The 14,077-nt window shown below is 54.8% G+C and carries 9 protein-coding genes; 5 read left to right on the top strand and 4 right to left on the bottom strand.

What is annotated here, in order from left to right; genetic code table 11:
* Positions 1–230 precede the first annotated feature (230 nt).
* Both SK53_RS16525 and SK53_RS16520 read left to right on the top strand, forming a co-directional pair.
* Positions 231–1,715, top strand: coding sequence for a DUF3300 domain-containing protein (locus SK53_RS16525; RefSeq protein ID WP_048209796.1), 1,485 nt, complete (start codon positions 231–233; stop codon positions 1,713–1,715).
* 10 nt (positions 1,716–1,725) lie between these two features.
* Complete coding sequence (locus SK53_RS16520; protein WP_048209795.1) at positions 1,726–2,517, top strand: DUF2950 family protein; 792 nt, start codon at positions 1,726–1,728, stop codon at positions 2,515–2,517.
* A 52-nt stretch (positions 2,518–2,569) separates the two neighbouring features.
* Here SK53_RS16520 and lpdA read toward each other — a convergent pair whose 3' ends face one another.
* The 4 genes from lpdA to pdhR form a co-directional block, all read right to left on the bottom strand.
* On the bottom strand, positions 2,570–3,994 hold the full coding sequence (gene lpdA, locus SK53_RS16515) for a dihydrolipoyl dehydrogenase (protein WP_003856313.1): 1,425 nt from the start codon (positions 3,992–3,994) through the stop codon (positions 2,570–2,572).
* 175 nt (positions 3,995–4,169) lie between these two features.
* Positions 4,170–6,068, bottom strand: a complete 1,899-nt coding sequence (gene aceF / locus SK53_RS16510) for a pyruvate dehydrogenase complex dihydrolipoyllysine-residue acetyltransferase (RefSeq protein ID WP_023315404.1) — start codon at positions 6,066–6,068, stop codon at positions 4,170–4,172.
* Positions 6,069–6,082: 14 nt separating this feature from the next.
* The gene (gene aceE, locus SK53_RS16505; protein ID WP_003856315.1) at positions 6,083–8,746 is read right to left on the bottom strand and encodes a pyruvate dehydrogenase (acetyl-transferring), homodimeric type; all 2,664 of its coding nucleotides are present in this window, start codon (positions 8,744–8,746) and stop codon (positions 6,083–6,085) included.
* 123 nt (positions 8,747–8,869) lie between these two features.
* Positions 8,870–9,634 carry a pyruvate dehydrogenase complex transcriptional repressor PdhR gene (gene pdhR, locus SK53_RS16500; protein ID WP_006173806.1) on the bottom strand — a complete coding sequence of 255 codons (765 nt, stop codon included), beginning with the start codon at positions 9,632–9,634 and terminating at the stop codon, positions 8,870–8,872.
* A 537-nt stretch (positions 9,635–10,171) separates the two neighbouring features.
* Here pdhR and aroP point away from each other — a divergent pair.
* The 3 genes from aroP to SK53_RS16480 all read left to right on the top strand — a co-directional run bounded on the left by aroP (position 10,172) and on the right by SK53_RS16480 (position 14,065).
* Positions 10,172–11,542, top strand: a complete 1,371-nt coding sequence (aroP, locus tag SK53_RS16490) for an aromatic amino acid transporter AroP (RefSeq protein WP_003856317.1) — start codon at positions 10,172–10,174, stop codon at positions 11,540–11,542.
* A 164-nt stretch (positions 11,543–11,706) separates the two neighbouring features.
* A complete protein-coding gene (locus SK53_RS16485; protein WP_023315402.1) occupies positions 11,707–13,104 on the top strand; it encodes a glycoside-pentoside-hexuronide (GPH):cation symporter in 1,398 nt (465 codons plus the stop codon).
* Between the two features lie 10 nt (positions 13,105–13,114).
* Positions 13,115–14,065 carry a glycoside hydrolase family 43 protein gene (locus SK53_RS16480; protein WP_048209794.1) on the top strand — a complete coding sequence of 317 codons (951 nt, stop codon included), beginning with the start codon at positions 13,115–13,117 and terminating at the stop codon, positions 14,063–14,065.
* The last annotated feature ends 12 nt before the right edge of the window (positions 14,066–14,077 follow it).

The following is a 14,077-nucleotide window of genomic DNA, read 5'->3' as shown; positions in this document are numbered from 1 at the left end:
GTCGCCCCCCCCCCCGGCAACGCGCTGCTGGTCGCTCGCAAGAGCGGCCTTCTGAATTTCCGTCGCCTGCTCAGCCATCCGATATAATTGTGTAATAAATACTCACACTCTTTATCCGGATGCTTCGGAGTTTTTCCCAACAAAAGTCAAAACTGTAAAACACGGGTGAATGATACTCGCGGCAACAGCAACGCCTCACGGCACTGCACTCGTCTCGTTGGAGTCAATCTATGAAGTTGCCTTTTAAACCACATCTTCTTGTTCTGCTTTGCAGTGCGGGGCTGTTTGCCGCCTCAGGCGTCATGTTCGTTAAAAGCCGCGCAACGGAACCCGCTCCCGCACCTGCGCCGGTAGCCCCGCAGCTCCCCGACCCGGCAGCACAGCCTGCCCCGGTGGCCACCCCTGCCTATACCGCCGCGCAGATCGATCAGTGGACCGCGCCCATTGCGCTCTACCCCGACGCGCTGCTGTCGCAAATTCTGATGGCCTCAACCTATCCGGCGAGCGTGATTCAGGCCGCCCAGTGGTCAAAGGACAACCCTAAAATGCAGGGCGATGCCGCCATTCAGGCGGTCAGCGGGCAGCCATGGGATGCCAGCGTGAAATCGCTGGTCGCCTTTCCGCAGTTAATGTCGCTGATGGGGGAAAACCCGTCGTGGGTACAAAGCCTCGGCGACGCCTTTCTGGCCCAGCCAAAGGATGTGATGGATTCCGTGCAGCGTCTGCGCCTGCTGGCGAAGCAGACAGGCACATTGCAATCCACCCCGCAGCAGACCGTCACCACCGTGAAAAAATCTGCGCCAGCCTCCGCCAGTACAGCCGCGACGTCAACGTCGGCTAGTCCGACGGTGATTAAAATTGAGCCAGCCGATCCACAGGTGGTTTATGTCCCTACCTACAACCCTTCCACCGTTTACGGCACGTGGCCAAATGCCAGCTATCCGCCGGTGTATCTGCCTCCGTCTCCCGGCCAGCAGTTTACCAATAGTTTTGTCAGAGGCTTTGGCTATAGCCTCGGCGTAGCCACCACCTATGCGCTGTTCAGTAACATCGACTGGGACGATGACGACGATCATCATCACGATCACCACGGCGGTTATTCGCATAACGGCGATAACATTAATATTAATGTTAATAACTTCAATAAGATCACCGGCGAGCACCGTACCGATAATCACCAGGTCTGGCAGCATAATCCGGCCTACCGCAACGGCGTGCCCTACGCCAATAGCCAGCTTGCCAGCCGCTATCATCAGACTTCAGTGCCGGGCGGGTTGAGCGCTACCCGGCAGCAGCCGGTCAACCGCGATAGCCAGCGGCAGGCCGCGATGGCGCAGGTACAGCAGTCGACGGGCAAAACGCTCACACAGCTACAGCATGGCGACGCGCATTTCCCGCAACATTCAGCGTCCGCGCAGCAACTGAAGCAGCTCTCTCAGCGCAGCAACTACCGCGGCTACGACAGCGTGCGGCCCCACGCACAACAGATGAATAATACTCTTGCGCAAACCAGACGCCCGACGCAGGTTCAGCATCAGCCGCTGCGGGCAAACGCCCTGAGCGGCAACGACAGCCGTTCGGCCAGCTGGCAGGCCCAGCACCAGCGCGGGCTGCAAAGCCGCCAGCACGCGTCGCTGAACAATGAGCAGCGTGCCAGCTTCCGCCAGCAGCTGTCCGAACACCATACCGAACACCATGAATTCCACCGTCGTTAAGGGAGCCGCTATGAACATGAAACCGATCGGTGGAATGCTGTTGTTGATGGTATCCACCTTCGCCTTCGCCCAGCAATCTTTCTCCACACCTGAGCAGGCGGCCAATGCCCTGACGAAGGCCATCAGCGAGCAGAATGAGAGAGCGATGGCCGACCTGCTGGGGGATAACTGGCGCGATTATCTGCCACCTGAAGGGGTTGATCCGGAGGCGGTGGCTCGATTCCTGCGTGACTGGAAGATAAACCATCGTACCGAAATCAGCGGCGATATTGCCCATCTGTCAGTTGGCGATAACGGCTGGCAACTCCCCATACCGGTAGTGAAGAAAAAAGAGGGCTGGCAATTTGATATGCAGAAAGCGGCTGATGAGATCCTGACCCGCGAAATCGGCCGCAACGAACTCGCGGCTATCGAAGCGCTGCACGCCTACGTCGACGCACAGCGGAGCTACTACGCCATGAACCACCGCTATGCACAGAAGATTGTCAGCACGCCAGGGCTAAAAGACGGCCTGTACTGGCCCATCTCGCCGGGCGAAGCGCCAAGCCCGCTGGGTCCCGCCTTTAGCCCGCCGGAGCCTGGTATGGGCTATCACGGCTATCGGTTCCGCATTCTGTCGGATAAAAATGGCTTTGCGATGGTTGCCTGGCCCGTAAGCTATGGTCAGACGGGGGTAATGAGCTTTGTCGTTAACCAGGAAGACAAGGTTTATCAGGCAAATCTCGGCAACGATTCGGCGCAGAAAGCGCAGGCGCTCGCTGCATACCACCCGGATAAAACCTGGCAGCCTGTCACCCCCTGAACGCAGTGCATAAAAAAAGCGGCCTGAGGCCGCTTTTTTCATCTGAAGAAACTTATTTCTTCTTCGCTTTCGCGTTTGGCAGATCGGTGATGCTACCTTCAAACACTTCTGCCGCCAGGCCCACGGACTCGTGCAGAGTCGGGTGAGCGTGGATGGTCAGCGCGATGTCTTCCGCGTCACAGCCCATTTCGATAGCCAGACCGATTTCACCCAGCAGCTCGCCGCCGTTGGTACCGACAATCGCACCACCGATTACACGGTGAGTTTCTTTGTCGAAGATCAGTTTGGTCATACCGTCTGCGCAGTCGGACGCGATAGCACGGCCAGAAGCAGCCCACGGGAAGGTGGCGGTTTCGTAGCTGATGCCTTTCTCTTTCGCTTCTTTCTCAGTCAGACCAACCCATGCAACTTCTGGCTCGGTGTAGGCGATAGATGGGATCACTTTCGGATCGAAGTAGTGCTTCATGCCGGCGATAACTTCAGCGGCAACGTGACCTTCGTGAACACCTTTGTGCGCCAGCATTGGCTGACCGACGATATCGCCGATAGCAAAGATGTGCGGCACGTTGGTACGCAGCTGTTTGTCAACGCGGATGAAGCCACGGTCGTCCACTTCCACGCCAGCTTTGCCCGCGTCGAGGTTTTTACCGTTCGGCACACGGCCGATAGCCACCAGTACGGCGTCGTAACGCTGTGGTTCGGATGGGGCTTTTTTGCCTTCCATGGAAACGTAAATACCGTCTTCTTTCGCTTCAACGGCAGTCACTTTGGTTTCCAGCATCAGGTTGAATTTCTTACTGATGCGTTTGGTGAAGACTTTAACGATGTCTTTGTCGGCAGCCGGGATAACCTGGTCGAACATTTCAACCACGTCGATCTCTGAACCCAGCGCATGGTACACGGTACCCATTTCCAGACCGATGATACCGCCGCCCATAACCAGCAGACGCTTAGGAACGGTTTTCAGCTCCAGCGCATCGGTGGAATCCCACACGCGTGGATCTTCATGTGGAATGAATGGCAGTTCGATTGGGCGAGAGCCTGCCGCGATGATCGCGTTGTCGAAGTTAATCACGGTTTTACCGTTTTCACCTTCCACTTCCAGGGTGTTCGCACCGGTGAATTTACCCAGACCGTTTACCACTTTCACTTTACGGCCTTTGGCCATACCCGCCAGACCGCCGGTCAGCTGAGTGATAACTTTCTCTTTCCAGGTACGAATTTTGTCGATGTCGGTCTTCGGCTCGCCGAAGACGATACCGTGTTCAGCCAGCGCTTTGGCTTCTTCGATAACTTTCGCTACGTGCAGCAGCGCTTTAGAAGGGATACAGCCGACGTTCAGACAAACACCGCCGAGGGTGCTGTAACGTTCTACGATGACGGTTTCCAGACCTAAATCCGCGGCGCGAAATGCTGCGGAGTAACCTGCCGGGCCTGCCCCAAGTACTACGACCTGAGTTTTGATTTCTGTGCTCATCATGACCTCTTAATGTATACCCGTCGTCCACCGGGTCGTTCTATCCGCCCGTATTTTACAAAATTGTTAACAATTTTGAAACAACAAACGGCTCACGAATTATCGCTTTCACCAATAACCTCAAAAACCCCATGAGATTATCAGAAAAAAGCCGGCCGATTGGCCGGCTTTTCGATTACATCACCAGGCGGCGAATGTCGCTCAGCATGTTGTTAATGATGGTGATGAAACGCGCACCATCAGCCCCGTCGATCACGCGGTGATCGAAGGACAGAGAGATTGGCATCATCAGACGCGGTACGAACTCTTTGCCATTCCACACCGGCTCCATCGCGGACTTGGACACACCGAGGATAGCCACTTCCGGCGCGTTCACAATCGGCGCGAAGTGGGTGGTACCCAGGCCGCCGATGCTGGAGATGGTGAAGCAGCCGCCCTGCATTTCGCCGGCAGTCAGCTTACCATCACGCGCTTTCTTGGAGATGGTGGTCAGTTCACGGGACAGCTCTGTGACGCTCTTCTTGTTCACGTCTTTGAAGACCGGAACAACCAGACCATTTGGCGTATCAACCGCAACACCGATGTTGATGTATTTCTTCAGCGTCAGCTTCTGGCCGTCTTCGGACAGGGAGCTGTTGAAGCGTGGCATCTGTTCCAGCGCCGCCGCAACCGCTTTCATGATGAAGACCACTGGGGTGAACTTCACGTCCAGCTTACGCTTCTCAGCTTCGGCGTTCTGCTGTTTACGGAACGCTTCCAGATCGGTGATATCGGTCTTATCGAAGTGGGTAACGTGCGGGATCATCACCCAGTTACGGCTCAGGTTAGCACCGGAGATTTTCTGGATACGGCCCAGTTCCACTTCTTCGATTTCGCCGAACTTGCTGAAGTCCACTTTCGGCCATGGCAGCATACCCGGGATACCGCCGCCAGCGGCTGCCGCAGGTGCAGCTTCGGCGCGTTTCACCGCGTCTTTCACGTAAGCCTGAACGTCTTCGCGCAGGATACGACCTTTACGGCCGGTGCCCTTCACTTTCGCCAGGTTCACGCCGAATTCGCGCGCCAGGCGACGGATCAGCGGAGTCGCGTGGACATAAGCGTCGTTTTCAGCGAACTCAGATTTTTCTGCTTTAGCAGCAGGGGCAGCAGCCGGTTTAGCAGCCTGAGCCGGTGCAGCAGCCGGTGCCGGAGCAGCCGCAGCAGCAGGAGCGGCGGCAGGTGCAGCGCCTTCCACTTCGAAGACCATGATCAGAGAGCCGGTAGAGACTTTGTCGCCGGTGCTGATTTTGATCTCTTTAACGGTACCCGCGAACGGCGCAGGCACTTCCATGGAAGCTTTGTCGCCTTCAACGGTGATCAGTGACTGTTCAGCGGCAACTTTGTCGCCCACTTTCACCATCACTTCGGTCACTTCAACTTCGTCACCGCCGATGTCTGGTACGTTAACGTCTTTCACGCCGCCAGCAGCCGCTGGTGCAGCAGCCGGAGCCGGAGCAGCTTCCGCTTTCGCTGGAGCCGCAGCGCCTTCAGAGCCCGCCACTTCGAAAATCATGATCAGGGAACCCGTAGACACTTTGTCACCGGTGTTGATCTTGATCTCTTTAACGGTACCGGCGAATGGCGCTGGTACTTCCATAGAGGCTTTATCGCCTTCTACGGTGATCAGTGACTGCTCAGCCGCAACGGTATCGCCCACTTTCACCAGGATTTCAGTGACTTCAACTTCGTCACCGCCGATGTCAGGCACGTTCACTTCTTTCGCTGCCGCGGCCGCCGCTGGAGCAGCAGCAGGAGCGGCTTCTTTCTTCTCTTCCTGCGCAGGTGCAGCAGCTGCTGCACCGTCGGCGGAATCGAAAATCATGATCAGTTTGCCAGTCTCGGTTTTATCGCCAACAGAGACTTTGATCTCTTTAACGATGCCAGCCTGAGGAGACGGGACTTCCATAGAAGCTTTGTCGCCTTCTACGGTGATCAGCGACTGTTCAGCTTCAACTTTGTCGCCCACTTTGACCAGGATCTCGGTGATTTCAACTTCATCAGCCCCGATGTCCGGTACATTGATTTCGATAGCCATTATTCTTTTACCTCTTACGCCAGACGCGGGTTAACTTTATCTGCATCGATGTTGAATTTAGTAATTGCGTCTGCAACCACTTTCTTATCGATTTCGCCACGTTTAGCCAGTTCGCCCAGTGCTGCTACAACCACGTAGGAAGCATCAACTTCGAAGTGGTGACGCAGGTTTTCGCGGCTGTCAGAACGACCGAAGCCGTCAGTACCCAGTACGCGATAATCATCAGCTGGAACGTAAGTACGAACCTGCTCAGCGAACAGTTTCATATAGTCAGTAGACGCCACCGCTGGCGCGTCGTTCATCACCTGAGCGATGTACGGAACGCGTGGGGTTTCCATTGGGTGCAGCATGTTCCAGCGCTCACAATCCTGGCCATCACGCGCCAGTTCAGTGAAGGAGGTAACAGAGTACACATCGGAACCCACACCGTAGTCTTTCGCCAGGATCTGCGCTGCTTCACGAACGTGACGCAGGATAGAACCGGAGCCCAGCAGCTGAACTTTACCTTTGCTACCTTCGATGGTTTCGAGTTTGTAGATACCTTTACGGATACCTTCCTCGGCACCTGCTGGCATTGCCGGCATGTGGTAGTTTTCGTTCAGGGTGGTGATGTAGTAGTAAATATTCTCTTGCGCTTCACCGTACATGCGCTGCAAGCCGTCATGCATGATGACTGCCACTTCGTACGCGTAAGACGGATCGTAAGAGATACAGTTAGGGATAGTCAGAGACTGAATGTGGCTATGACCATCTTCGTGCTGTAGACCTTCACCGTTCAGGGTCGTACGACCGGAAGTACCACCGATCAGGAAGCCGCGAGCCTGCTGGTCGCCTGCCTGCCAGCACAGGTCACCGATACGCTGGAACCCGAACATGGAGTAGTAAATGTAGAACGGGATCATCGGCAGGTTGTTGGTGCTGTAAGAGGTCGCAGCGGCCAGCCAGGATGCGCCTGCACCCAGTTCGTTGATACCTTCCTGAAGGATCTGGCCTTTCTCGTCTTCTTTGTAGTATGCAACCTGCTCACGGTCCTGCGGGGTGTACTGCTGGCCGTTCGGGCTGTAGATACCGATCTGACGGAACAGACCTTCCATACCGAAAGTACGCGCTTCGTCGGCGATGATTGGAACCAGACGATCTTTGATCGACTTGTTCTTCAGCATCACGTTCAGGGCACGAACGAAAGCGATAGTGGTAGAGATCTCTTTGTTCTGCTCTTCCAGCAGCTGAGAGAAATCTTCCAGCGCTGGCAGTTCCAGCTTCTCGGTGAAGTTAGGCTGACGAGCAGGCAGGTAGCCTTTCAGCGCCTGACGACGTTCGTGCAGGTACTTGTGTTCTTCAGACCCTTCCGGGAAGGTGATGTAAGACAGTTTTTCTACCTGCTCATCGGTCACTGGAACGTTGAAACGGTCGCGGATATAACGCACGCCGTCCATGTTCATTTTCTTAACCTGGTGAGCGATGTTCTTACCTTCTGCGGTATCACCCATGCCGTAACCTTTGATGGTGTGGGCCAGGATCACAGTCGCTTTACCTTTGGTTTCACGCGCTTTTTTCAGTGCAGCGTAAACTTTCTTCGGATCGTGACCACCGCGGTTCAGCGCCCAGATCTGCTCGTCAGTCCAGTCTGCAACCAGGGCTGCGGTTTCAGGATATTTGCCGAAGAAGTGCTCACGAACGTAGGCACCGTCTTTAGATTTGAAGGTCTGGTAGTCGCCGTCAACGGTTTCGTTCATCAGCTGGATCAGTTTACCGCTGGTGTCTTTACGCAGCAGTTCATCCCAACGACCGCCCCACATCACTTTGATCACGTTCCAGCCAGCACCTGCGAAGATGCCTTCCAGTTCGTTGATGATCTTGCCGTTACCGGTTACCGGACCATCCAGACGTTGCAGGTTACAGTTGATGATGAAGCACAGGTTGTCCAGCTTCTCACGGGTCGCGATGGTGATCGCGCCTTTAGATTCTGGCTCATCCATTTCACCGTCGCCCAGGAAGGCGTAAACGGTCTGCTCAGAGGTGTCTTTCAGACCACGGTGTTCCAGGTACTTCAGGAATTTAGCCTGATAGATCGCACCGATTGGACCCAGACCCATAGATACGGTCGGGAACTGCCAGAACTCAGGCATCAGTTTAGGGTGCGGGTAAGAAGACAGACCCTTACCGTGAACTTCCTGACGGAAGTTGTTCATCTGCTCTTCAGTCAGACGACCTTCCAGGAAGGCACGTGCATAGATGCCCGGAGAGATGTGGCCCTGGAAGTACACCAGATCGCCACCGTCTTTCTCGTTAGCTGCACGGAAGAAGTGGTTGAAGCACACTTCGTAAATGGTCGCAGAAGACTGGAAGGACGCCATGTGGCCACCCAGTTCCAGGTCTTTCTTGGATGCGCGCAGAACGGTCATGATGGCGTTCCAGCGGATAGCAGAACGGATACGGCGTTCCAGATCCAGATTGCCCGGGTATTCCGGTTCGTCTTCGACGGCAATCGTGTTTACGTAGTTGCTAGCCCCTGCACCTGAAGCCACTTTCACGCCGCCTTTGCGTGCTTCAGAAAGCAGCTGATCAATCAGATACTGAGCGCGCTCAACACCTTCTTCACGGATGACCGATTCGATCGCCTGTAGCCAGTCGCGAGTTTCGATCGGATCCACGTCATTTTGGAGACGTTCTGACATGGGGGTATTCCTTATCTATCTAATACGTTGATTTGTCTGGAACCTGTCCCATTGTATTTTCGCCAGAAAACACAATAAGACAGGTTCTGCGTTTAGTTGCCGCGCTCTAAAAGTTCCTGGCGCTTAATCCTTTCGTTGCTGTATGCGGCGTAATGAACGTTCGCGACGCGATTGTTCACGGCTGCGGTCCAGCAAGATTTCCTCAATGAAAGCCAGATGGCGGTGCGACGCTTCGCGCGCCTGCTCCGGTTCCCCGGCCATTATCGCCTCGAATACTCGGGTGCGATGGTTGCTTACCAGCGGGAGCATCTCCCGACGGGCATACAACAATTCAAAATTCTGACGAACGTTCTGGGCCAGCATCGGCTCCATGCAGCGTAGCAGATGGAGGAGCACCACGTTGTGCGCCGCTTCGGTGACGGCAATTTGATACTGGACGACGGCGCTGGACTCGGCGTCTAAATCGCCGGACTGCTGTGCCCGTTCAATGGCCTGATGCAGCTCGCGAATACGTACGCGGTCTTCATCAGTGCTGCGAAGGGCGGCGTAATAGGCCGCGATACCTTCCAGCGCGTGACGGGTCTCAAGCAGATCAAACTGGGATTCTGGGTGGTCAGAGAGAAGTTCTACCAGCGGGTCGCTGAAGCTCTGCCACAGGCTGTTTTGCACAAAGGTTCCGCCACCCTGGCGACGGAGCAACAGGCCCTTTGCTTCGAGACGTTGAATCGCCTCACGCAGAGAGGGACGTGAAACGTCGAACTGTTTTGCCAGCTCGCGTTCTGGCGGGAGCTTCTCGCCCGGGCGCAGTGTCCCTTCGAGAATTAAAAACTCCAGCTGCTGCTCAATCACATCGGAAAGTTTTGGTTGGCGAATTTTGCTGTAGGCCATATTCCCTGTCTTACGCCTTTTTGCCCGGAGTCAATTGGTCTTACCAATTTCATGTTCGTATCGCTAAAGTAACAAAGTATTCACCTTCTGTCCATATTGGTTTTGATTGAAATCAGTAAACCCGGCACATTTTAACAACCTTACAGAACTAACGTTTCAGGAATGTAACTTTGCACAAATGAAATGGTTACTACCAAAGAGGCAGTTTTAACCATAATGAAACGAGGGTTTTTGCAATCTGAAGCGATTCAACAAGGCAAAAAATGAAAATTCGCCCTCTTATGATGAATTTCTATTCTATAGGTTGGGGTATGAGGGGTTAACGTACCGATTTACAATTGGTTTCTTTTTATTCAAGTCGTCATCGCCCCTTCATAAAGCAGGTGCATTCGCTGGCGCTTACCACTATTCTGGCGCTAACGGAAGCCATCTCCGCTTTTTTCGGTATCGTTAACCGTAAAGAAATAAATACAGAATATGGACTTTCATAATTACACACGCACAGCGTGAACATAACAACCACACACGAGGTTTCAAATGGAAGCTCAACAGCATGGCGATCAGCTAAAGCGCGGCCTTAAAAACCGCCATATACAGCTCATCGCCCTGGGCGGTGCTATTGGTACTGGCCTGTTTCTGGGCAGTGCATCGGTTATCCAGTCGGCCGGTCCGGGCATTATTTTGGGGTACGCGATAGCGGGTTTCATTGCATTTCTGATTATGCGTCAGTTAGGGGAAATGGTTGTTGAGGAGCCGGTCGCAGGCTCATTCAGCCACTTCGCCTATAAATACTGGGGCAGCTTCGCAGGTTTCGCCTCGGGCTGGAACTACTGGGTTCTGTACGTTCTGGTTGCCATGGCCGAGCTGACCGCCGTCGGGAAATACATTCAGTTCTGGTACCCGGAGATCCCCACCTGGGCGTCTGCGGCGGCCTTCTTCGTCCTGATTAACGCCATTAACCTCACCAACGTAAAAGTGTTCGGTGAGATGGAGTTCTGGTTTGCCATCATCAAAGTGATTGCCGTTGTAGCGATGATCATCTTCGGCGGCTGGCTGCTGTTCAGCGGCAACGGCGGCCCGCAGGCCACCGTGCGCAACCTTTGGGAGCAAGGCGGGTTCTTGCCTCACGGCATGACCGGCCTGGTGATGATGATGGCGATAATTATGTTCTCCTTCGGCGGTCTGGAGCTGGTGGGCATCACCGCCGCGGAAGCCGACAACCCGGAACAGAGCATCCCGAAAGCCACAAATCAGGTTATCTACCGCATCCTGATCTTCTATGTGGGCTCCCTGGCGGTGCTGCTCTCGCTGCTGCCATGGACGCGCGTCACGGCGGATACCAGCCCGTTTGTGCTCATCTTCCACGAGCTGGGCGATACCTTCGTGGCGAACGCGCTCAACGTCGTGGTGCTGACCGCTGCGCTCTCCGTTTATAACAGCTGCGTTTACTGCAACAGCCGTATGCTGTTCGGCCTGGCGCAACAGGGCAACGCACCGAAAGCGCTGCTCACCGTTGATAAGCGTGGCGTACCGGTTAATACCATCATCGTGTCGGCGGTCGTGACGGCGCTGTGCGTGCTGATTAACTACCTGGCCCCGGAATCAGCCTTCGGTCTGCTGATGGCGCTGGTGGTTTCCGCCCTGGTGATTAACTGGGCAATGATTAGCCTCGCGCACATCAAGTTCCGCCGCGCCAAGCAGCAGCAGGGCGTAACCACGCGCTTCCCTGCCCTGCTCTATCCGCTGGGGAACTGGGTTTGCCTGCTGTTCATGGCAGCTGTACTGGTCATCATGCTCATCACCCCAGGCATGGCGATTTCCGTCTACCTGATCCCGGTCTGGATTGCGATCCTCGGCGTGGGTTATATGGTGAAACAGAAAAATGCCAAAACGGTGAAAGCGCACTAAATGTTTTCTCGCTGTACTCGCGGTTGCGGGTACAGCGTCTTGTTACCTTCCTCACAAATTCGCGCCAACAGCAAAATCCTCCATATCACCGCCTTTATATTGCAACGCATATATTCGTTTGCCAGCAAATAATTCTCTCCATACCGAAACCCGGAGAGCTGTCGATGAATAACAACAAACTGTCAGTAAAAGAAAAGATCGGCTATGGCATGGGTGACGCCGGATGCAACATTATCTTTGGCGCCATCATGTTATTTGTTAACTATTTTTATACGGATATTTTTGGTCTGGCTCCTGCACTGGTTGGCGTTTTACTCCTGTCCGTGCGCGTCATTGATGCCGTAACGGACCCGATCATGGGCGCGATTGCTGACCGTACCCGCAGCAAATATGGCCGGTTTCGTCCATGGCTGCTGTGGATTGCCTTCCCCTATGCGCTGTTCAGCATTCTGATGTTCACCACGCCAGAGTGGAGCTATAACAGCAAAGTTATCTATGCCTTTGTCACCTACTTCCTGCTGTCGCTGACCTATACCGCCATCAACATTCCGTACTGCTCGCTCGGCGGCGTGATCACCAACGACCCGAAAGAGCGCGTTGCCTGCCAGTCCTACCGTTTTGTTATGGTTGGTATCGCCACGCTGCTGCTGTCGCTAACGCTCCTGCCAATGGCCGACTGGTTCGGTGGGGATAACAAAGCCAAAGGCTACCAGATGGCGATGACCGTGCTGGCGCTGATTGGTACCTGCATGTTCCTGTTCTGCTTCGCCACGGTGCGCGAGCGCGTGCGTCCGGCGGTGCAAACCCATGACGAACTTAAAAACGACCTGAAAGACGTGTGGAAGAACGACCAGTGGGTGCGGATCCTGCTGTTAACCCTGTGCAACGTCTGCCCTGGCTTTATCCGCATGGCGGCCACCATGTATTACGTTACCTGGGTCATGGGGCAAAGCACCCATTTCGCCACGCTGTTTATCAGCCTGGGCGTGATCGGCATGATGTTCGGCAGTATGCTGGCGAAAGTGCTGACCGACCGCTGGTGCAAGCTGAAGGTCTTCTTCTGGACCAACATCGCGCTGGCGATTTTCTCCTGCGCCTTCTACTTCTTCGACCCGAAAGCGACGACAACCATTGTTGTGCTTTACGTCCTGCTGAACATCCTGCACCAGATCCCATCCCCGCTGCACTGGTCCCTGATGGCCGACGTGGACGACTACGGTGAATGGAAAACCGGGAAACGTATCACCGGGATCAGCTTCTCCGGCAACATCTTCTTCCTGAAACTGGGTCTGGCGATTGCCGGGGCAATGGTCGGTTTCCTGCTCTCCTGGTACGGCTACGATGCGGGCGCAAAAGCGCAGAGCGCGGATGCCATCAACGGGATCGTGCTGCTCTTTACCGTCATTCCTGGCATTGGATACTTAATTACCGCGGGCGTAGTACGTCTGCTGAAAGTGGACCGTGAGACCATGAAGCAGATCCAGTCCGATCTGGAAAAGCGTCGCACCAACTATCGCGAGCTGAACGATTATCAGGAACTCAAAGCCGCTGAGACTAAATAAGGAAAGCCGAATGCAAACCTGGCCAAACCCGTTTATTGAACAACGCGCCGACCCGTATATCCTGCGTCACGATGGGCAATATTACTTTATCGCCTCCGTACCGGAGTACGATCGGCTGGCGATCCGCCGCGCGGACTCGCTGGAAGGTTTACGCGATGCCGAAGAGGTGGTTGTCTGGCGCAAGCCCGACACCGGCCCGATGAGCCAGCTGATCTGGGCACCGGAACTGCATCATATCGACGGCAGTTGGTACATCTATTTTGCCGCCACGCATACCCAGGCGCTCGATCAGCTCGGGATGTTCCAGCATCGCATGTTTGCCATTGAATGCGCAGATCGCGATCCGCTCACCGGTACGTGGGTAGAAAAAGGGCAAATCAAAACCCCGTTTGACACCTTCGCGCTGGATGCCACCACCTTTGTTCATCAGGGTAAACGCTGGTATCTGTGGGCGCAAAAAGCCCCGGATATTTCCGGTAACTCGAATCTTTACCTGTGTGAAATGGAAAATCCGTGGACGCTGAAAGGCGAGCCGGTGATGCTCAGTAAACCGGAATATGACTGGGAGTGCCGCGGGTTCTGGGTCAATGAAGGCCCGGCGGTGCTGTTCCATGGCGATAAGCTGTTTATCAGCTATTCCGCCAGCGCCACCGACGAGAACTACTGCATGGGATTACTGTGGGCAGACCTGAATGCCGATCTGCAAAACCCGGCTAACTGGCATAAATCCCCGCGCCCGGTGTTCGTCACCAGCTACGAAAACCGTCAGTATGGGCCAGGCCATAACAGCTTTACACAGACGCCGGAGGGCGAAGATGTGCTGGTCTACCACGCGCGAAACTACACTGAAATTGAAGGCGATCCGCTTTACGATCCCAATCGCCATACTCGCCTGAAACTCATCCGCTGGAACGAAAACGGGATGCCTGAATTCGGCATCCCGCCCGCAGATACACCGTAACGGCTTCGGCGC

The organism is Enterobacter sp. MGH119, assembly GCF_001037675.1.
Classification (GTDB): domain Bacteria; phylum Pseudomonadota; class Gammaproteobacteria; order Enterobacterales; family Enterobacteriaceae; genus Enterobacter; species Enterobacter hormaechei_C.
The sequence above is the reverse complement of the archived record's forward strand: the minus strand, read 5'-3'. Positions and strand labels throughout refer to the sequence as shown.